Source organism: Ochrobactrum sp. Q0168, assembly GCF_016427605.1.
Taxonomy (GTDB): Bacteria; Pseudomonadota; Alphaproteobacteria; order Rhizobiales; family Rhizobiaceae; genus Brucella.
This window is the reverse complement of sequence record NZ_JAELXQ010000009.1, coordinates 23,765-44,410: the sequence shown is the minus strand read 5'-3', so window position 1 is coordinate 44,410 and position 20,646 is coordinate 23,765. Positions and strand designations below refer to the sequence as shown.

The following is a 20,646-nucleotide window of genomic DNA, read 5'->3' as shown; positions in this document are numbered from 1 at the left end:
TGGCGCTCCTTTAATTATGCATGTGTGGCCCAAAGTGACGAAACTGCAAGGCGAAATCCGTTAGTGAACAAGAATGTAGAAGTTTTCCGTCAATTTCCAGAGAGATATCGCAGTGTAAGGGCATGCCTTTGAGTTAGCGCCGAAAGTATTCTCCTGTAGATATTCAGGATATCGTCGTCTATTATCGTCTCAATTCAACAATTCCGAAAAGAGGGGCCGCCTTGCGTATAGGCCGCATTCTGGAAAAGATGCCTATTTTGGCACCTTGAAACACGATAGCAGCGCTATATGTCCTAAGCGCGGGTTTTATCCAACATGTTCAGGGAACCGCCGCGTGGAAAAACAGATCATTACTTTCAATGCCGGTTCCTCGTCGGTCAAAATTGGAGCTTTCTCGTGCGACGGCACCCGAATAAGGAACGTGTCCAGAGGCGCGATAGATCTCAACCTCTCACCTTTGCGGTTCCGGCTTCGCACTGAAAAGGGTGATTTGGATGTCACGTTATCGGCCTCCGGTTCAGACGACATTGTGGTTATCCTGGGGGAACTCTTCCAGAAACTTGCGACGCATATTGATCCAGCGCGGATTCTTGCCGTAGGGCATCGTGTGGTCTTCGGCGGAGACGAGTTGGTTGAACCGGTGCTGCTGGACAAGGCACATATCGATGCCATTGATCGTCTTGGCATTTTTGCACCATTGCATCAGGCTAAAAGCGTCGCGTTGATAAAAGCCGTCGGCAAACTCTTCCCCGATCTTGCGCAGGTAGCTTCTTTCGACACTGCCTTTCACCAGACCATAGCTGATAGCGTCCGGCTTTTCGCAATTCCGCGCGAATTGGCGGACCGCGGGATAAAACGCTACGGTTTTCATGGCTTGTCGTACAAATCGATCATCGGGAATTTTACGAGGCAAGAACCGGAGCTCGCGCGAAAGAAAGTTGTGGTTGCCCATTTGGGAAGCGGTGCCAGCCTGTGCGCCATGGATGACGGGCGCAGTATGGATACCAGTATGAGTTTCTCAACGCTTGATGGTATTCCGATGGCCACACGATGCGGTGCCCTCGATCCGGGTGTACTGCTTCATCTGCTAAAGGAAGAGAACATGCGAGCTGAGGCGCTCGCGAATTTGCTCTATAACCGTTCAGGTTTGCTCGGACTTTCAGGATTAAGTGGCGACACGCGTGATCTGCTTGAAAGTGATGCTCCAGAAGCCCGTGAGGCGATCGAGATATTTACGCTGCGCATCGCCGGCGAAATCTGTCGCCTCGCTTCGACGCTTGGCGGGCTCGACGCACTGATTTTTACAGCGGGCATCGGAGAACATCAACCTGCAATCCGTGCAGCAATATGCCAGCATCTTAGGTGGCTGGGCATTGATCTGGACATCGCCGCCAACAATAAAAATGCCTTTCGTATCACAACGGGATCGAGCCACCCGGCGGCGTTTGTCCTTGCGACGGACGAGGAGCATACCATCGCTTCAGATGCTTTCGAAATCATCCATAGCGCGAAAGCGGTCAAATCGGCGCACGCGTGAAATCCCCGTAGGAGACAGAGTTTGAGCACAACATCAGCTTCCAAACCTTTGAACCCGCAACAGCTTTCGCTGATTGATCGGTACTGGCGCGCCGCGAATTATCTTTCCGTCGGTCAGATTTATCTGATGGACAATCCGTTGCTGCGAGAGCCACTCAAACCGGAGCATATCAAGCCGCGGTTACTTGGCCATTGGGGGACAACACCGGGCCTCAATTTCATTTACGTGCATCTCAATCGCATGATCAAGCAACGCGATGCCAATGTGATCTATGTTTGCGGCCCTGGGCATGGCGGGCCAGGCATGGTCGCAAGCACCTATCTCGAAGGTACATATTCCGAGGTTTACCCCTCTGTCAGCGAGGACGAGGCTGGTATGCGCAAGCTGTTTCGCCAGTTTTCCTTCCCCGGCGGTATACCAAGTCACGTCGCGCCGGAAACACCGGGGTCCATTCATGAAGGTGGTGAGTTGGGTTACGCTCTGGTCCATGCTTATGGGGCAGCCTTCGATAATCCGGATCTGGTTGTGGCCTGCGTCGTGGGGGATGGCGAAGCGGAAACGGGCGCGCTCGCGACGTCATGGCATTCCAACAAGTTTCTCAATCCGGTGCGTGATGGCGCTGTCCTTCCGATCCTGCACCTCAACGGCTACAAGATTGCTAATCCCACCGTCCTCGCGCGGCTTTCGGACAGGGATTTGACGGACCTCTTCAGGGGATATGGTTACGAACCCTTCTTTGTGGAAGGCAGTGAACCCGAGGCCATGCATCAGAAAATGGCTGCGACACTGGAAACCATCTTCGCGCAGATCGAGACGATCAAGAAAAATGCCGACGTCAAGTCGCCTGAGCGCCCACGTTGGCCGATGATCATACTCAGAAGTCCCAAGGGATGGACCGGCCCAAAGAACGTCGACGGTCTCATTGTTGAAAACTACTGGCGTTCGCATCAGGTTCCTGTCGCCAACTGCCGGGAAAATGACGCGCATCGTAAAATTCTGGAAGACTGGATGAAAAGCTATGATCCAGCCGACCTGTTTGACGAAAAGGGCGCGCTGAAGCCGGAATTGCGTGCTCTTGCTCCCGAAGGGGAGCGGCGCATGGGCGCCAATCCGCATGCCAATGGCGGGCTTTTACGCAAGCAGCTGCATACACCAGATTTCCGTCAATATGCTGTCGATGTCACTCAGCCGGGGGCTATCAACGCCCAGGCGACCAAAATACTGGGAGAATATCTGCGCGATGTTTTCAGGCTGAACGAGAAAGAAAACAATTTCCGCGTGTTCGGTCCCGATGAAACCGCTTCGAACCGCCTCAGCGCTGTCTTCGAAGCAAGCAAACGCGTATGGATGTCTGAAACGCTCGATATTGATGACAATCTCGCCGCTGATGGCCGCGTGATGGAGGTACTGAGCGAAAACCTATGCCAAGGCTGGCTGGAAGGTTATCTGTTGACCGGGCGGCATGGCTTCTTCTCCTGTTATGAGGCGTTCATCCATATTGTCGATTCCATGTTCAATCAGCATGCAAAATGGTTGCAGGTCGCGCGTGAGCTGGAATGGCGCAAGCCTATCTCTTCCCTGAACTATCTCTTGACCTCCCACGTGTGGCGGCAGGACCATAATGGTTTCTCACATCAGGACCCTGGCTTTGTTGATCTGGTGGCCAATAAGAGTGCCGATGTGGTGCGCGTTTATTTCCCGCCGGATGCCAACACGCTGTTATGTGTCGGCGATCACTGTCTGAAAACATGGAACCGCGTGAATGTCATCGTCGCGGGCAAACAGCCGGAGCCGCAATGGCTGTCCATGGACGCCGCAGTTCGCCATTGCGAAGACGGTCTTGGAATATGGGATTGGGCCGGAACAGAAGACGGTCTGGAACCTGATATCGTCATGGCTTGTGCAGGCGATGTTCCGACTATGGAAACGCTTGCCGCTGTCGATCTGCTGCGTCAGTCTCTGCCGCATCTGCGGATTCGGGTCGTCAATATCGTGGACCTTATGGCGCTACAATCGCCCCAACATCATCCCCATGGGATTTCCGACGAGGCGTTTGACCGGATTTTCACGACCAACCGGCCCGTGATCTTTGCTTATCATGGTTATCCATACCTCATTCACAGGCTGGTTTATAAGCGAACCAACCACCCCAATTTTCATGTACGTGGCTTTATCGAACAAGGAACGACGACGACCCCATTCGATATGACGGTGCGAAACGAACTTGATCGTTTTCACCTTGCAATGGAGGCTATCAATCGACTGCCTTTGGGCTCCGAGAGCGCAGAACCACTGATTGCGGGCTTCAAGGAAAAACTTGCCCGTCACGCAACTTATATCCGCGAGGCGGGTGAAGACTTGCCCGAGATCCAGGATTGGGTCTGGCCTTACGCATCCGGGACATCGACTTGATCATGCAAAAGGGCGGCCGTTGCCTGCCGCCCTTTTCCAACGCTTGGTTTCATCAACCGCGCTGTGAATCCAGTTGTTCGTGGTTCTTTTCGACTTCCTGCGCTTTCATATAGCTTTCGATCAGAAGCTGGTAGGGAGGGAAAATCTTGGTGTAAACGTTGGCCCATTCCTGGGCATCGTCACGATTCCATGTCTTCTGAAGTTCGGAAGCGACTGCCGCCGTGTCCATCGGCACGACACCGGCCTGAACCACACGGGCCAGCGTGATTTCCTGGGCCATCTTGGAGTAGGTGCCGGATGCATCCACCACCGCGAAAACCTTGTAGCCATCCTGAACGGCACTGATTGCCGGAAAGGCCATGCAAACACTGGTGATGGTGCCTGCGATGATAAGGGTCTTGCGGCCCGTAGCCTTGACGGCGGCAACGAAATCCGGATTGTCCCATGCGTTGATCTCGCCCCGCCGCGCTACATATTGGGCGTGAGGGGCGTTCTCATGGATCTCTGGGATCAACGGGCCATTGGGGCCTTGTGGCACGGATGCCGTGGTGATGACAGGCATTTTGGCCAGCGTCGCCATCTTGGCCAGCGCTGTCGCATGATTGCGCAAGACAGGCATCGGCATGTCTGCAACGGTCTGAAACAGACCGCTTTGGTGGTCAATCAGAAGCATGACGGCGTCGTTGGGATCAATAACCGGACGCTGGCCGTTAAAGTTGGCTGGACTGCTCATTTTATGTCTCCTTCTTCAGGCTTGGACTTGTTTGGGCCGAAAACATTTCCGGTCCGGGGAAACCCGTGGTTTGAGCATAATCCGACCGGAGTGAAACGAGGATCGATAAGATTATGCTAGAAATATAAAGGCTTAGAGCGCCGATCTGATTCATTCAGATCGAAACGCGCTCTAACGCGCTCCAAAGCCACGGGAATGGATCAGGCAGGAATGGCGCCGAATTTCCCTGTTCGAAAATCCGCGTAAGCATCCTGCAATTCTTCGTTCGTATTCATGACGAAAGGGCCACGCATGGCGACAGGCTCTCCAAGCGGTTCGCCGCTCAGGAGAAGGACGGTTGCATCGCTGTCAGCCGTCATCTCGAAACCGCCACCCTTGCGGTCCAGGAGCACGAATTGGGCACCGCGCGCGGATCTGCTGCCGTTGACGGTGATCGCTCCGCGCAAGATTGCCAGACCGATTGTATGCTCGTCGGGAAGTTCGAGCCGAACATGTCCGCCGCTGTTCAGGCGTAGGTCCCACAGATTGATCGGCGTGAAAGTATGTGCTGGTCCGACATGTCCGGCATAGTTTCCGGCTATGACGCGGACGATGCCAGCGTTATTGGGCAGGGCCACGGTCGGAATATCCCGATCGAGTACCGTTTGGTAGGCGGCAGGAGCGGACTTATGTTTGGCAGGCAGGTTTACCCACAGTTGCACCATTTCAAGCGCGCCGCCCTGTTCGGTAAATGCCTTCGAATGGCGCTCTTCATGAAGAATTCCAGCGCCAGCGGTCATCCATTGCACGTCCCCTGGACCAATCAGGCCACCACTTCCCGTAGAATCGCGATGTTCAACTTCGCCCTGATAAACGATGGTCACTGTTTCAAAACCGCGATGGGGATGGCTGCCAACGCCGCGCGGGGTTGGGGAGGGCGCGAATTGCTCCGGCCCTGCATAATCAAGATGCAGAAACGGGCTGATGTGCTCACCCATTGTCGCGTGGGACAACATGGAGCGAACCGGAAATCCGTCTCCCACCCAATGGGGGGACGGGCTGCTAAACACGCCGATAACTTGTCTCATTTCGGTCTTTCCCGATTTATTCGTCGCCATAGCGACTGGGGCAACTGTCTGAGAGCAAAATAAATCTGGAACAAAGGCTTCGGTAGATCGAAGTTCAGGCTATACTGTCCTGAAAACAGGACAATGAGAGACCGGCGATGGCTGATCTGAACGATATGCGTCTTTTTGTGGAAGTCGTGGACCAAGGCGGCTTTTCCGCTGCAGCCCGAAAGCTGGATATGCCCCGCTCAAGGCTGAGCCGCCGTATCGCCCTGCTGGAAGAAGACTTGGGCGTTCGCCTCCTTCAGCGCACCACCCGGCAGTTTGCCGTGACGGAAATCGGCAAGGAGTTTCATCGCCATTGCCTGGCTATGATGGTGGAAGCTGATTCAGCGCTGGAGGTGATCGATAGAATGCGGGCGGAACCGCAAGGCACGGTGCGGGTGAGTTGCCCTGCATCGGTCATCTATTTCCAGGTTGGCGAAATGATTGCGCGTTTCATGGCCCGCTATCCCAAGGTGAAGGTGCATCTGGAAAGCACAAACCGACGTGTGGACGTAATCCGTGAAGGCTTCGATCTGGCTATCCGTGTCCGCTTCCCGCCAATCGAAGATAGCGATCTCATCATCCGTAAACTGGCGGAAAGCGAACAGCGACTGGTCGCCAGCCCCGTATTGGTGAAGGCGGGATGCGATGCTGTTCCCGCCGACCTTGTCAATATGCCGGGTCTTGCCTGGGGCGCGTCTGACAACAGTTTTGAATGGAATTTGCGTGGTCCCAACGGCGCTACGGCTGAGATTCCCTATCAACCGCTTCTGATCACGGAAGATATGGTTGCGCTGCGGCTGGCCGCACTGCAGGGCATCGGTGTTTGTCAGTTTCCCACGATGGTCATTCAGGAGGATGTAAAGGCAGGCCGATTGGTTGACCTGCTCCCCGACTGGGCACCCCGCAGCGGCATTATCCATGCAGCCTTTCCGTCACGTCGCGGGCTGCTTCCTTCTGTTCGGGCTCTTCTTGACTTTCTCGCAGAGGAATATGCCGTTCTGTCTGCGCGTGACCGGAAGCTTCATCGCAATGACCAGCTATGAGCTTGCAGGACCATAAAGCGAGAGTGCGTAATAGTGGGCAGATAAACCCATCGGCTCATTTATGAGTAAAAACTTATATTCTTAATAGCCAGTCACCGGAGTGTAATCGATCTTTGATCGTTTCCCATCCCCGTCGTCTTTTGGGAAAAATCTACATAATATATGGATTAATTGGAATTCTATGCCTGGGTTGGCTGGCTGCTTTCGATGATCCTAGCGCCCGAGAGGACAGTCGCTCCATAGGAGTTTTTGGTTCCTCATTGGTTTCTATTCGAGTGCTGTAAATGTCCCTTCTATCCAAGAAAATTTTATCTACTTTCGGTCTGTCCGTCGTGTTGATGGCAGGCCTTAATTCCATATCCTTCTCACAGACAGTCGATGCACGGCGGGGCGGAACACTGATCTACTCGCAGGATATCGAGCCTTACGACTGGGACTTGTCCCATGATTGGCCTGTTTCTTTGCTGACGCTGGGCGGCAATGTCTTCGACCGTCTGGTGCGCCTTGGAAGCGATGGACAATATCACCCTTGGCTTGCTGAGACGTGGCAAACGGCGCCAGACGGCAAGTCGATTACATTTCATCTGCGCAAGGACGTCACATTCCATAACGGTGAAAAATTTAATGCTGCGGCTGTTGCAGCCAATATCGACAAATGGACCGCGGATACCAATTCATGGAATCCGACAGGTATCGGCCTTACCAAATATGAAGTCCTTGACGACTACACCATTCGCCTCGATCTCAAGGCGCCCAATGCCGCAGCTCTATGGTTGATGAGCACTGCAAGCTGGGGTTTTCTCGCACCGGATGTGATAAACAATCACTCGGCTGAAGTTGCAAAGAATTTTGCGGTCCAGGCTGGAACAGGACCCTATAAGGTCGAAAGCTATACACCTGGACAGGGCGTTACACTCGTTCGTAACGACGAATACAAATGGGCACCTGCCGATTATGAAAATAAGGGGCCAGCTCATATCGACAAAATTGTCGTCAATTTCGTCAAGGATCCCGCCGTCAGGCTGGGGGCATTGCAGAGCGGACAGGCGGATCTCATCGCCAATGTGCCGCCGGTCTATCTGTCGCAGTTGCAGGCGGACGAGCGCTATATTGTTTACAACAAGCAGGCGACAGGCGTTCCTTACCAGCTGCTCCTGAATGTTGAAAAGGAACCGACCAACGATCTGCGCGTTCGCAAGGCATTGCGTGCATCCTTCGATATCAAAAGCGCGCTCAATAGTATTTATTTTGGCCATTACCCGCAGGCCTGGTCCAATCTGGCCGAGAATACGCCGCCAGTTGGTTCCTATAACAAATCGCTTGAAGGCTCTTGGAATTACGACCCAGATGAATCCAATCGTCTGCTTGACGAAGCTGGCTGGAAAGAGCGTGACGCACAAGGCTATCGCACCAAGGACGGCAAACGACTGGAAATCCGTTGGGCCGTGCGTTCCTCGACGATCGAAGACCAACGCGACACTTTGGGTGAAGCCTTACAGGCCTATGCAAGACAGGTCGGCATTGCGCTGGAACGTGATCTTTATGATACGGGAACCTTCAGCAAGGTCACCAAGGAAGGCTCATATAATCTGACGGATCGGCCGTGGTCGACACCGGATGCGTATATCCTGACGAACAGTTTCTTTTCAGGAACGTCGTCGGAAACCGGCGGCAATAATTATTCCCGCATCAAGGACCCCCATGTCGATGAGCTGGCGCGCTCACTTACAGACAGTCAGGACAATGCGCTGCGCGCCCGCAATGCTCAGGAATTGCAGAAACTGGCAATCGAAAATGTCTGGTCTATTCCGATCTATCCCCGCCAGATCAATCTCGGCGCGCAAAACAAGGTCAAGGGCGTGAATTTCGACATCGCCGGATGGCTTGAAAGCCTTCAAAGCGCCTGGATCGAGAAGTGATGGATCGGAAGTGAGTGTCGACCTATGACTTCATTATCCCGGGATGACGTGGATGACGTCATCCTTAAAACCCAGCGATTGAAAAAAACGGCAGGGGGGCGGAGTTTCTCCTTCTTGACGTCGCTACAGGTGCGTTTCTGGGCAAAGGCCGTCGTGAAACTCCTCCTGGTCGTCTGGGCCTCAGCAACCCTGGCCTTTACGGTTCTGCATCTTACGCCCGGTACTTACGCTGATCAGCTGATCGACAGCATGGCGCAACTCTCGATATCGGCGGAGCGCAAGGCAGAGCTGATTGCTTTTTATGGTTTCGACAAACCGCTATGGCAGCAATATCTGCTCTATTTGGGCGCGGTGTTCCGAGGTGATCTTGGGACGAGCTATGCCCAGAGCCAGCCGGTCATGAGCGTCATCGCAAGTCAATTAATGCCGACGCTCATTCTGGCGGCCTGCTCGATCCTTTTTGCCTTGCTTCTGGCTGTTGTTGTTGCCGTGGCGACGCTTGAAAGCCGACGGCTGGGCCGTTTTGTTTCCAGTGCTTTTGAAGTTGCGGTCGTGTCGATCCCCAATTTCTGGCTTGGCATTATTCTGCTGACTATATTCTCGTTCAACCTTCGCTGGTTTCCCGCGGCGGGAGCAAGTGGCTTCATGGCGCTTGTTTTGCCAACGCTCACGCTCGCAGTGCCAATGGCGGGCACCTTCATTCAGGTGCTGCGACCAGAACTCGAACGGGAAACGGCTGCGCCCTATTTCATTACCGCACGTGCGCGCGGACGTTCGCGCACTGGAGCCATAATCCGCCATGCATTACCGCATGCCTTCCTGCCCCTTTTAACGTTAAGCGGCACATATTTTGCCTATTTGATCGGCGGAACGGTCATTGTGGAAAACCTGTTCGGTCGCCCGGGGTTGGGGCGCATTACGTTGAATGCTGTTGTGAACAAGGACGTGCCGCTAGTGGCGGGTATCGTCATCTTGTCGGCTGCGGCTTTCGTGCTCGTCAACCTGCTGGTCGATCTCTTCATTCGTCGTATTGATCCGCGGATTGGAGGTCAGGGATGAGTGTAGTTTCTCCCGATCTGGCTTCTGCCCAGACTGAAAGATCACGCGGAAGACTGCCGGATACGCGCATTGTCATCGGCTTATCCATTTTTGGGCTTCTCGCTCTCGCAGCTCTCGCTCCGCAGCTTTTCACCAGCTTCGATCCATTGAGTGCAAATCCTCTGGACGCATTGAAAGCGCCAAGTGGAGCGCATCTGTTCGGCACGGATAATATCGGTCGTGACCTCTGGAGCCGTATCATCCACGGCGCTCGCACCAGCATGGGGATGGGGGTCGGAGCCCTGCTGATTTCGGCAGGTGTCGGTATCCTGCTTGGCAGCATTGCTGGCCTTGCGGGCAAACGTATAGACGCCGCGCTCAACGGATGCTTCGATATATTATTCGCTTTCCCCGATCTATTGTTGGCGCTGCTGATGATAACAATTCTCGGCACAGGCTCCTTTAATACCATGCTGGCAATAGGCATAGGTGGCATCCCGGGCTTTGCACGTGTGCTGCGTGGCGAAATTATCCGCCTGCGGCAGAGCGCTTTTGTGGAGTCGAGTACGGCACTGGGCATATCGCGCGCGCGCGTCATCGGGCGGCACATTCTTCCCAATGCTATCGGTCCTGTAGCGGTGCTCGCCTCCCTTTATGTCGGAAAAGCCATCATTTACAGCTCCGCTTTGAGTTTTTTGGGGCTTGGTCCTGCTCGACCGACACCCGAATGGGGTCTCATGCTGGCGGATTCGCAGCTTTATCTGACCATCGCCCCTTGGTTTGCAATATTTCCAGGCGCGGCCATTATGCTGGCGGCCGTTGGATCGGTTCTGCTGGCGCGCGGTCTGCGTGCATCAATGGAAGGACGCGACCATGACTGATGCGCAAAACAAGCCCATCGTGGCGGTCGAAAATTTGCGCATAAGCGCCAGAGTCCAGTCTGGAGTGCGTAACATTGTCAGCGGCATTTCGTTCAAAATCCTGGCCGGTGAATGTGTCGGTCTCGTGGGGGAGTCGGGTTCGGGAAAATCCGTCACCAGCCGCAGTCTGCTGGGCCTCAACGACAGTAATCTCGATGTGAGTGCTGATCGCCTTGAAATTCTGGGTGAGGACTATCGCGGTGCCTCCGAAAAACAATGGCGGCGCCTGCGCGGCTTGCGGGTTGGTTATGTGCTGCAGGACGCGCTCGGATCGCTCGATCCCCTCAAACGCATTCATGCCGAAGTCCGTGAGACCCTCGACACCCATGGTATTGGATCACGCAAAATGCGTGGCGAACAGGTTCTGAGCACGCTGGAAAGAGTTGGTTTTCCAGAGCCTGCAATGCGCGCGCGGCAACGTTCGTTCGAACTGTCCGGCGGGTTGCGTCAGCGGGCTTTGATCGCATCCAGTATTGTCGCTGCGCCTGATCTTCTTATTGCCGATGAGCCGACGACAGCACTGGATGTGACGGTGCAGGCGAAAATTCTCGAATTGCTGGCCGAACTCAAGCAATCCGGTATGGCAATGCTGCTGGTCAGCCACGATCTCGGTGTAGTGTCGCAGCTTGCCGAACGAATTGTGGTGATGCGGCGCGGGGAAGTGGTGGAAAGCGGCTCAACGCGGGATGTGCTGTCCAATCCGCGTCATGACTATACAAAAATGCTGCTCGCGGCCATGCCCGTCAACGCAACGCCTGGAACGCGTTTGTCAAAGCAGAACAACGAGAAACGCGAGCCTGCTATCGTCCGCACAGCGTCGCAACGCGCAGAAAGGGCGGATATAAACGCTATCCCAGATATTGTTCTGTCGGTGAAGAACGTCAGCAAGAATTATGTCTTTCCTGATGGCAACCACAAGCCTGTCGTGAAAGATGTAACTTTCAGCCTCAAGAAGGGCAGTGTGCTGGGGCTGGTCGGCGGTTCAGGCTCCGGGAAGTCCACCGTTGCACGCCTCTGCATGGGCCTGTCACGGCCTGATGCCGGTGAAGTGCGGCTGTTCGGCCGGAATTGGTCTGATGTTGCAGAAAAAGAACGCACAATCCATCGCCCCGATATACAGTTGATTTCGCAGGATCCACTTGGAGCATTCGACCCGCGTTTCGATGTCTGGCAGCTTTTAAGTGAGGCGCTCGCTGTGGGTGGGCTGCGCGAGAAAGCCGCGCAAAAGAGCCGTGCGATAGAACTCCTCGATGCGGTGGGATTGGCTTCCAGCGTGTTTTTTAGTCAGCCTGCACGGCTTTCGGGTGGTCAGCGCCAGCGTATCGCCATTGCGCGCGCCTTGGCGACGCAGCCACGAATTCTCGTCTGCGACGAGCCTGTTTCCGCATTGGACGTATCGGTTCAAGCACAGGTTCTCGATCTGTTGAATGAACTACAGCGCGAACTCGGGTTGAGCATGTTGTTCATTTCACATGATCTCTCGGTGGTGCGCTATTTCTGCCATGACATGCTGGTCATGCAGAATGGCGAGATCGTTGAACGTGGGGAGACCGAGCAACTGTTTTGTACGCCGCGCCATCCCTATACGCAGGCATTGATCAGTTCCATTCCTCGTCTTCCCTCCCAAATTTCTTTCCAAAGCAAACAAGACGGCAAAGCTGAAATATTCGCTGCCGCTCAATGACGGTCAATCCGGAGTTTATAGAATGCCAAAAGAGCGCGGGCTCATTCTGGGCCTTTCCTTTTTCGTCATCAGTGGCCATCCAGAGGGATGGCGTCTCAGTGATCGCGACAATGATCGTGAGAGATTGGATTATTACCGCGATCTGGCCAAGATAAGCGAGGGCGCTCTGCTGCATTTCATGTTCCTGGGCGATTCTCTTGATGGAGCCTCCCAGATAACGCGAGGCTGGACACCTTCGATCGATCCGGTTGTGCTCGCATCGGCGCTTGCGGCAGAAACGCAGACACTGGGCTTCATTCCGAGCACATCAAGCCTCTATCAGGATCCTTTCACGCTGGCGCGGGCCCTTGCCTCGCTCGATCACCTGAATAAAGGGCGTACAGGCTGGAATATTCTCACTTCTTTCTACAAGGATACGGCGCGGCACAATTACACCACGGGGCGTGATTTTCGATACGAAGACCGTTATGAAATTTCAGCTGATTTCATTAAAACCGTAGTGAAATTCTGGCATGCCTGGCAGCCAGGCGCCATCATCCGCGACAAGGAAAGCGGCTATTACGCCGATCCCGAAAAAGTCCAGCCGATAAGCCATCGTGGCCCCTATTTTCAGGTGGACGGTGCGTTGAATGTGTCTCGTTCGCCGCAGGAAGTTCCGGTGATGTTCGTGCCGGTCTCGTCGCCGCAGGGACAGGATTTCGCTTCGGCCTATGGAGAGGTTATTTTCAACCGGCAGAACAGTTTTGCCGATATGCAGACCTTTTATCGAACGGTGAAAGAAAAAGCGCGCGGACATGGGCGCAGTCCGGATGATGTCGTCGTTACACCCGGGGCAATCATTGTTCTGGGCGATACGGAAGAAGAAGCGCGGCGTAACTACGAGCGCATCACGTCCTATATCGATCACGGCAAGGCGTTTCGGCAGTTGGAAAGCCTGTTCGGTTGGCAAGAAAATGAGGTGGCCGCGTCCTCGCGCGCCGATAGCTGGCCGGAAATCGGAAGCGAAACCGGCAAGGTGTCCAACTATGCCAAGGCGCTTATTGAAAAAGCCAAAAAGCAGAATCTGACCTTCGAGGATCTGGCGCTTGAAGCAGCGGCCTCGCGCGGCTTTCTGCTTCTGATCGGCACGGCCCAAAGCGTCGCCGACACATTGCAATATTGGTATGAAAATGAAGCTGTCGATGGCTTCGTGGTCGGTCCCATCGTTGCCCCGGATGGCGTCGATGATATCGCCACCAAACTCGTGCCTGAATTGCAGCGTCGCGGTCTGTTCCGCTCTGACGCGCCGAAAGGACAAACATTGCGGCAGGCATTGGGCCTGAAGCCTTATCTCTCTACCCAACCGGAGGGATTTGGCGATGAGTAAGCAGCCCTTGCATCTCAATTTTGTCATCCGTGCGCATGGCAGCCATGAAGGCGGCTGGCGTCTCACCAAAACAACGCCTCAGGAACTGACGTCGACGAGTTATTACGCGAAGCTCGTGAAGACCGCCGAACGTGGATTATTTGATACGGTTTTCCTGACCGATACGCTCAAACAATCTGAAAACCCCGCAGAAGCCCTGCAATGGCCGCTCGACCCTGTGTTACTGATGGGCGCACTCTCTGTCGAGACGGACAATATCGGGTTGATCGCAACCCACAGCACCACCTTCAATGCGCCTTTCAATACGGCAAGGCTTTTTGCCTCACTCGATCATCTGAGCAACGGGCGGGCGGGGTGGAACATCGTCACGTCGACCGGCGACGATACTGCCCGCAATTTTGGAGACAAGCAAATCGTCTCCCATGATGATCGCTATCGACGGGCTAAGGACTATATCGACGCCGTGCTGGCGCTCTGGCATGCATGGGATGTCGATGCCGTGACAGGCGACAAAGAAGCGGGAAGGCTGGTGCGCGAAGCGGCCATCCATGCCGTCAACTACCAGGGCGAATTTTATGCGACTCAGGGGCCTTTGAACACGCCTGCCAGTCCGCAGCGGGTGCCGCTTCTATCGCAAGCTGGCGCTTCCGGTCCCGGTCGTGATCTCGCCGCGCGCTATGCAGATGTGGTCTATGCCTTCCATAGCGGACTTGAAGATGCGCATGCCTATCGGAAAGATTTGCGGCAGCGCGCCTCGGCTTTAGGGCGCGACCCGGATGAGCTGCGGCTTTTGCCCGGCATTGTTCCCTATCTCGCCAGCACGGCCGCTGAGGCGCGGCGATTGCGTAACGAATTGTTCGAGCTCGGCAATCCCGATGGACAGCTTGCCAATGCCTCACAGCTCTTTGGCATTGAACTGGAGAAGAAGCATCTTGATGCGCCTGTCGATTGGGAGCGGATCAAAGACAGGAAGGAGCACTGGGGCGAGCGCGAAAAAGTAGAGCGTATCTTGCAGGCGCGCGAGACCGGAAGGGCGTATTCGACTTTGCGGGAACTGCTGCTGGATCTTGATTTTCGCTTCCAGCACCGCAGCCTTGTCGGAACGCCCGAAGATATCGCCGACTATATCGAGGAGGGCTATCGTGGCGAAGCTTTTGACGGGGTCAGCGTCATTCCGCCTTATTTGCCCGAAGGTCTCGACATATTTGTCGATACGGTGGTGCCGATTTTACAGGCACGTGGCCTCCATAAAAAATCCTATGGGTCTGGCCCTCTACGCCAGCGTCTGGGCCTCCGGCAATGGACAGTTGATCGTTCCGCTTTCACACCACACTATAAGTGATCTTCATGCCTGCAATCGAGATTCACCCACAGACGGCTTTGATCGATCAGCCAATTTCCATCAAGGTGACAGGGCTGCACTCCCGGCAGGTTGTCAATCTCGTAGCGACTCTCGATCTGCCCGATGGTTTGAGTTACCTGTCGGAGGCAAGTTTCATTGCCGATATTGAGGGCGAGATTGACCTTGATGAGGCTGTCCCACTGAATGGGAGTTATTCGACAGCGGATTCCAACGGTCTGATCTGGTCGTTGAAGGTTGCGGACTATTCGCAGCGCCGCCCTGAGAGCGCCCGTTATGTCGAGAGTGGTCTGAAACCCTACGACATTCGGTTGAGCCTCTATGACACAAGCAGTCGTCTACTCGCGCAAAATGTCATCACGCGCTTGCCCGTAGCACAAGGAGTAACGCTCCGCGAAGTGCGGGAAGGGGGTGTTGTCGGCACGCTTTTCACGCCTTTAGAGGCGCAATCGGAACCGCGTCCGGCTATCATTGTCGTGCCTGGGTCCAATGGCGGCATCCCGGAGCAACTGGCGGCGCTTTATGCATCGCATGGTTATGTTGCGTTGGCGCTTGGCTATTTCAATGCCGGGGAAGAAGGACTTTTACCCAAGGAACTCGTGGAAATACCGCTCGAATATTTTCAGCGGGCCGCGCAATGGCTAAAATCCCAGCCTCTTGTCGATGAAAAGCGCGTCATCATCGATGGCACGTCACGCGGTGGCGAACTGGCCTTACTGCTGGGTGCCTATTTGGAAGAGTTTGCTGCCGTTATCGCTTGGGTTCCTGCGGCACATGTACATCACGCTTTTAGTAGCAATGATGCTTTACGGGAACGCTCGGCCTGGACATTGCATGGTAAGCCTTTGCCTTTCGTGCCTCCGGCAAACCGGCAAAAAGGGCCGCGCGATGTCGATCTGCGAAACGGTTTTCCTGTGTCGCATATCGAGTTTTTACGGACGGCGGCATCCGAGCCATATTTTACCGAAGCCGCCATTCCAGTGGAAGATATCAATGGGCCAATCTTGCTGATCTCCGGTCGGGACGATGTCATGTGGCCCTCGGCCTTTTTTGCGGACTGGGTGGTGGAGCGGTTAAAGCGGGCGGGTTTTGCGCATGACGTGCACCATCTGAGCTATGAGAATGTCGGCCATACAATTGGTCCACCCCATGCTCCGGCAACCGTCCTTGAATCCTATGAAAAACGTTCGCCGCTTCCTTATCTCTATGGAGGCTTGCCTGAATTTATAGCGAAGGCGAGGGTGGATGCTTGGCCAAAAGTCCTGAGTTTTGTGGAAAAAGTAAGCGCGGAGATTTAGTTTAGACCGCAGAGCAACTGTTTGATGTTGGGCGCAAGGTATGTTTGTCCTGCGATCATCACATCGGTCCACCGTGCTTCTATCGTGATGAACTTGCGGTCCTGGTAAATGGTCAACCGGTTCCGAACACACTGATCATGTCGAAAGCGACCGGCCGCCGCCGATCCAGCGCCAGACCTTGCTCAAGTTCGGCAATATGGGAACGCATGAGGCTGACGGCCTGATCGACTTTTCCCTTGGCGCAATGCTCGATGAGATCGTCATGGTGGTCATGCCAGCCCGCAAGGCCGATCTGATTATCGAAAAGGTTGACGATCAGGCTGGTTCTGGCGACCAGAACACGGACCTGTTCGGCTAGAATTCTGTTGCCTGAGAGCTCTGCCATAAGCAAATGGAAGCCACCGGAAAGATGAATGGCTTCGCGCATTCGGCCCATTTCGCGGAGCTTGTGCTCCTCTTCAACATTTTTCCGCAATTGGACAATGCACGCCGGATCAGCCGCCCGTGCCACCGCTTCCGTCGTGCCGGCTTCGATGGCGATGCGGGCCGCGAATACTTCACGCGCTTCGTCAGCACTCGGGGCGGAAATGAAAGCACCGCGATTTGGCAAAAGAGTAACCAGCTTTTCCCAGGTTAGACGCTGCAGCGCCGCCGCAACAATTCGTCGGCTGACGCCCAAAGCCTCCATGAGCGCAAGTTCCGTCAATTTCGTTCCCGGCAGCAACCGCTGGTCGACGATGGCCGCGAAAATGTGCTCATAGGCTTCATTAGCATTTTCTACTTTAGGGCGATTAAGTTCATTCATTGTGCCAATAAGTTGCTTTTCTCGCTTCATTGTTGCCCACTTTGTACATATTATGCGCGCGTAATTGTGCACAATTTATAGCGCAACATTGTTTTTATTCAAGTTTTCAAATTGGCACGGCACTTGCTCTTCCATTTGTATCGCAAATGCACAAGGGGAAACCCGAGGGGGACGCCAATGACCGCATTCAAATTGACACGCCGCTCGTTCATCGCTTCAGCCGTCGCTGCACCTTTTGTTCTGAAAACCGGTACATCCCGTGCCGCGACGGCAATAAAGTTCTCGCTTGCTGCTCCGTTCGATGGATCGAATGCTGCATTCTTTCTGGCGCAGGAGAATGGCTGGTACAAGGAGGCCGGGCTCGAATGCCAGTTCGACGCAGGCGCTGGCTCCGGGGAGGCGGTATCGCGGGTTGGATCCGGCGTCTACGACGCTGGCATTGCCGACATCAATTCCATGGCTGAATTCACCGCCAAGAATGCGGGCGCGGCGATTCGCAATGTCTATATGGTCTACTTCCGCAGCCCGCTTTGCGTCGCCACGCTGACCAAGTCGGGAATCGCGAAGCCGTCCGATCTGGTGGGCCGCACAATCGGCGCCGCAGCGCCTGACGGTGCATATCGTTTGTTCTCCACCTATGCGAAAGCCGCTGCACTCGAGCCATCTTCCATCAAATGGAACATGGTTGGCTTGCAGCTTCGTGAAGCCGTCCTTGCGGGCGGGGATGCGGATGCCATCCTGGGTTTTGATTCCACGATGTATTTCGGGCTCAGAAAGGCGGGCATAGCCGCCGATGACATCAGGTTTCTGTATTATTCGGAGGCGGGGCTGGACCTCTACGGCAACGGCATCGTTCTCTCCGAAAAATTCCGCACGTCAAATGCCGAAGCGGCCAAGGCTTTCGTCGCGGTCAGTGCACGTGCCTGGCAGGCTGCTGCTGCGGACCCGAAAGCGGCCATCGCCGCGTTGAAGGCCCATGCGCCGTTGATCAATGCAGAACTCGAGGAGGAAAAGCTTCGCTGGTTGATCGAAAAGCAACTGACCACGGTGGAATCGAAGGCCAATGGACTGGGCGCTGTGGATGCGCAGCGGCTCGGCGAGGCCATGAAGGTTGTCGCCGCCGGTTTCGGCCTGCCATCCGTACCAAAGCCGGAAGATGTTTTCGATCCGTCTTTCCTGCCTTCCTCTGATCTGAGGAAGCTTCCCGCATGACCTTCGATCTGGTGATCCGCAACGGCATGATTGTGACGGCCTCCGACGTCTTCAAGGCGGATATTGGCGTGCGCAACGGGCTTATCGCCGCCATTGCGGATCGAATTTCCAATGGCGACCGGATTATCGATGCCGGGGGCCGGTTTGTATTGCCCGGTGGCATCGATGCCCACTGTCATCTGGATCAGCCACAAGCGCCGGGGCTTGCCTCAAAGGGCGCCAGAATGGCGGACGGGTTTCGCACCGGCAGCATCAGCGCCGCCTTTGGCGGTACCACGACCATCATTCCTTTTTGCGTGCAGCATCGCGGCCAGCCGCTGACGGCGGCGGTCGCGGATTATCATCGTCGGGCCGATGGGCAGTCGGTCACGGATTATGCTTTTCATCTGATCGTCAGTGATCCCACGCCCGCCGTGCTGGGACAGCAACTGCCGGCGCTGATGCAGCGCGGTCATGCCAGCGTCAAAGTCTATATGACTTATGATGCCATGCAGCTCAGCGACCGGCAGATACTCGATGTTTTCGAAACGGCGCGGCGCGAAAGGGCGATCATGCTGATCCATGCCGAAAACCATGAAATCATCGGCTGGCTGGCAGACCGTCTCGAACGGACGGGTCGGGTAGCACCGGTGGAACACGCGCGTTCGCGTCCGCTTCCAGTCGAAAGGGAAGCAACACACCGGGCGATGACACTGGCGGAAATAGCCGGCGTCCCTCTGGTGATCGTGCATGTGAGCGGTGGCGACCCCCTGGACGAAATTCGTCGTGCAAGAGCGCGGGGCCATGTGGTTTTTGCGGAAACCTGTCCGCAATATCTCATGCTGACGGAAGATGATCTGGACATGCCGGACATGCTGGGCGCCAAGGCAATGTGCAGCCCGCCGCCACGTGATACGGAAGCGCAACGCGCACTGTGGCGCGGTATCGAAGACGGCACAGTCGATATTTTCAACTCCGACCACGCACCCTATCGCTTTGACGAAGACGGCAAGCTGAAAGCTGGTCCCAAGGCATCGTTTCGCGCCGTCGCCAACGGCATTCCCGGTCTGGAAACCCGAATGCCTATTCTGTTCAGCGAAGGCGTTGTGAAAGGCCGGATCGATCTACCGCGTTTCGTGGCGCTGACAGCCACCAACAATGCGAAGCTTTACGGTCTTCATCCGCGAAAAGGCAGCATATCGATTGGGGCGGATGCTGATCTGGTCCTGTGGGATGCCGAGAAGCACGTGACGATCACAAATGATCTGCTGCACCACAATGTCGATTACACGCCCTTCGAGGGGCTAAAGGTGCAGGGATGGCCGCAAACCGTGATTAGCCGGGGCGAAGTCATCGTCGATGAGGGAACGCTGCTGGCAAAACCCGGGCGCGGACGGTTCCTGACGCAAGAAACTTCATCGGCCTGGAAAACAGGCGCCCGAAGGACAAGGGAGATAAAAGCATGGATCTGAATATACGGGGCAAACGGGCTCTCGTTCTTGGCGGCAACCGCGGCATGGGGCTTGCCATCGCGACGGCACTTCGAAAGGAGGGCGCGGAGATTGCCATTGCCGCGCGTGACCGACAGGCGCTTGATGCCGCTGCCGCAGAAATTGGAGGTGCTCGCTGTTTCGTAACGGATCTCTCCGATACGGCAGGTCTCACCACCTTTGCCGATGCCGTCGGTGATATCGATATATTGATCAACAATACCGGCGGGCCGCCTTATGGCCGTGCAATCGGACGGGATATTGCCGATTGGGAAGACAGTTATCGCGCGATGTCGCTTTCGGTCATTCGGATCACGGACCTGTTTCTGCCTGCCATGCGCCGCAACGGATGGGGGCGTGTGCTGACAATCGTCAGCACCGGGGCCGTCCAGCCTATTCCCGTGCTTGGCATTTCGAACACGCTGCGGGCGGGACTAATTGCTTGGTCGAAATCGCTTGCTCCAGAAGTTGCCAAAGATGGCGTTACCGTCAACGTGCTGATGCCAGGCCGGGTCGGCACGGAACGCGTTCGCATGACCGACGCAGCAACGGCAGCCCGGGACAATATAGACATCGAAACCGTACGCCATCGCTCTGTTTCGGACATTCCGATGGGGCGTTACGGCGAGCCTGAGGAGATCGCTTCTGTTGCAGCATTTTTGTGCAGCGCACCCGCGTCCTACGTGACTGGCAGCGTCTATCGCGTCGATGGCGGATATGTCCGACATGTCTGACTAACACAATATAACGGGGTAT

The 20,646-nt window shown here is 55.3% G+C and carries 16 protein-coding genes; 13 read left to right on the top strand and 3 right to left on the bottom strand.

The window, feature by feature from the left end:
* Positions 1 to 334: 334 nt before the first annotated feature.
* Positions 335 to 1,537, top strand: a complete 1,203-nt coding sequence (locus JAU75_RS16115; protein ID WP_199057511.1) for an acetate/propionate family kinase — start codon at positions 335 to 337, stop codon at positions 1,535 to 1,537.
* A 21-nt stretch (positions 1,538 to 1,558) separates the two neighbouring features.
* Entirely contained in the window at positions 1,559 to 3,949 is a 2,391-nt protein-coding gene (locus JAU75_RS16110; protein ID WP_199057510.1) for a phosphoketolase family protein, read from the top strand.
* Positions 3,950 to 4,001: 52 nt separating this feature from the next.
* Here JAU75_RS16110 and JAU75_RS16105 read toward each other — a convergent pair whose 3' ends face one another.
* Positions 4,002 to 4,682 (bottom strand): hydrolase, encoded by a 681-nt coding sequence (locus JAU75_RS16105; RefSeq protein ID WP_199057509.1) that lies wholly within the window; start codon positions 4,680 to 4,682, stop codon positions 4,002 to 4,004.
* A gap of 200 nt (positions 4,683 to 4,882) precedes the next feature.
* Positions 4,883 to 5,749 (bottom strand): pirin family protein, encoded by an 867-nt coding sequence (locus JAU75_RS16100; protein ID WP_199057508.1) that lies wholly within the window; start codon positions 5,747 to 5,749, stop codon positions 4,883 to 4,885.
* Between the two features lie 137 nt (positions 5,750 to 5,886).
* Between JAU75_RS16100 and JAU75_RS16095 the strand changes: the two genes are divergently transcribed.
* From JAU75_RS16095 to JAU75_RS16060, 8 genes are all read left to right on the top strand, one after another.
* The gene (locus JAU75_RS16095) at positions 5,887 to 6,819 is read left to right on the top strand and encodes a LysR family transcriptional regulator (RefSeq protein WP_199057507.1); all 933 of its coding nucleotides are present in this window, start codon (positions 5,887 to 5,889) and stop codon (positions 6,817 to 6,819) included.
* 284 nt (positions 6,820 to 7,103) lie between these two features.
* Positions 7,104 to 8,738, top strand: coding sequence for an ABC transporter substrate-binding protein (locus JAU75_RS16090; RefSeq protein ID WP_199057506.1), 1,635 nt, complete (start codon positions 7,104 to 7,106; stop codon positions 8,736 to 8,738).
* Positions 8,739 to 8,852: 114 nt separating this feature from the next.
* The gene (locus JAU75_RS16085) at positions 8,853 to 9,797 is read left to right on the top strand and encodes an ABC transporter permease (protein WP_199057505.1); all 945 of its coding nucleotides are present in this window, start codon (positions 8,853 to 8,855) and stop codon (positions 9,795 to 9,797) included.
* The gene (locus JAU75_RS16080; protein WP_199057504.1) at positions 9,794 to 10,657 is read left to right on the top strand and encodes an ABC transporter permease; all 864 of its coding nucleotides are present in this window, start codon (positions 9,794 to 9,796) and stop codon (positions 10,655 to 10,657) included. The genes JAU75_RS16085 and JAU75_RS16080 overlap by 4 nt, the downstream gene beginning before the upstream one ends.
* Positions 10,650 to 12,380, top strand: a complete 1,731-nt coding sequence (locus tag JAU75_RS16075) for an ABC transporter ATP-binding protein (RefSeq protein ID WP_199057503.1) — start codon at positions 10,650 to 10,652, stop codon at positions 12,378 to 12,380. The genes JAU75_RS16080 and JAU75_RS16075 overlap by 8 nt, the downstream gene beginning before the upstream one ends.
* Before the next feature lie 22 nt (positions 12,381 to 12,402).
* Positions 12,403 to 13,746: an NtaA/DmoA family FMN-dependent monooxygenase gene (locus JAU75_RS16070; RefSeq protein WP_199057502.1), complete on the top strand. Its 1,344-nt coding sequence runs from the start codon at positions 12,403 to 12,405 to the stop codon at positions 13,744 to 13,746.
* The gene (locus JAU75_RS16065; RefSeq protein ID WP_199057501.1) at positions 13,739 to 15,088 is read left to right on the top strand and encodes an NtaA/DmoA family FMN-dependent monooxygenase; all 1,350 of its coding nucleotides are present in this window, start codon (positions 13,739 to 13,741) and stop codon (positions 15,086 to 15,088) included. The genes JAU75_RS16070 and JAU75_RS16065 overlap by 8 nt, the downstream gene beginning before the upstream one ends.
* A 5-nt stretch (positions 15,089 to 15,093) precedes the next feature.
* A complete protein-coding gene (locus JAU75_RS16060; RefSeq protein WP_199057500.1) occupies positions 15,094 to 16,404 on the top strand; it encodes an acyl-CoA thioesterase/bile acid-CoA:amino acid N-acyltransferase family protein in 1,311 nt (436 codons plus the stop codon).
* 112 nt (positions 16,405 to 16,516) lie between these two features.
* Here the strand turns inward: JAU75_RS16060 and JAU75_RS16055 are convergent, their stop codons facing one another.
* A complete protein-coding gene (locus JAU75_RS16055; protein WP_199057499.1) occupies positions 16,517 to 17,209 on the bottom strand; it encodes a GntR family transcriptional regulator in 693 nt (230 codons plus the stop codon).
* Positions 17,210 to 17,386: 177 nt separating this feature from the next.
* Here JAU75_RS16055 and JAU75_RS16050 point away from each other — a divergent pair, with 177 nt between their 5' ends.
* From JAU75_RS16050 to JAU75_RS16040, 3 genes are read left to right on the top strand one after another with little or no spacing between them, the layout of a single operon-like run.
* A complete protein-coding gene (locus JAU75_RS16050) occupies positions 17,387 to 18,421 on the top strand; it encodes an ABC transporter substrate-binding protein (RefSeq protein ID WP_199057498.1) in 1,035 nt (344 codons plus the stop codon).
* On the top strand, positions 18,418 to 19,872 hold the full coding sequence (gene hydA, locus JAU75_RS16045) for a dihydropyrimidinase (protein WP_199057497.1): 1,455 nt from the start codon (positions 18,418 to 18,420) through the stop codon (positions 19,870 to 19,872). Before JAU75_RS16050 ends, hydA begins: the two co-directional genes overlap by 4 nt.
* Positions 19,863 to 20,624 carry an SDR family oxidoreductase gene (locus JAU75_RS16040; RefSeq protein WP_199057496.1) on the top strand — a complete coding sequence of 254 codons (762 nt, stop codon included), beginning with the start codon at positions 19,863 to 19,865 and terminating at the stop codon, positions 20,622 to 20,624. The genes hydA and JAU75_RS16040 overlap by 10 nt, the downstream gene beginning before the upstream one ends.
* Positions 20,625 to 20,646 lie beyond the last annotated feature (22 nt).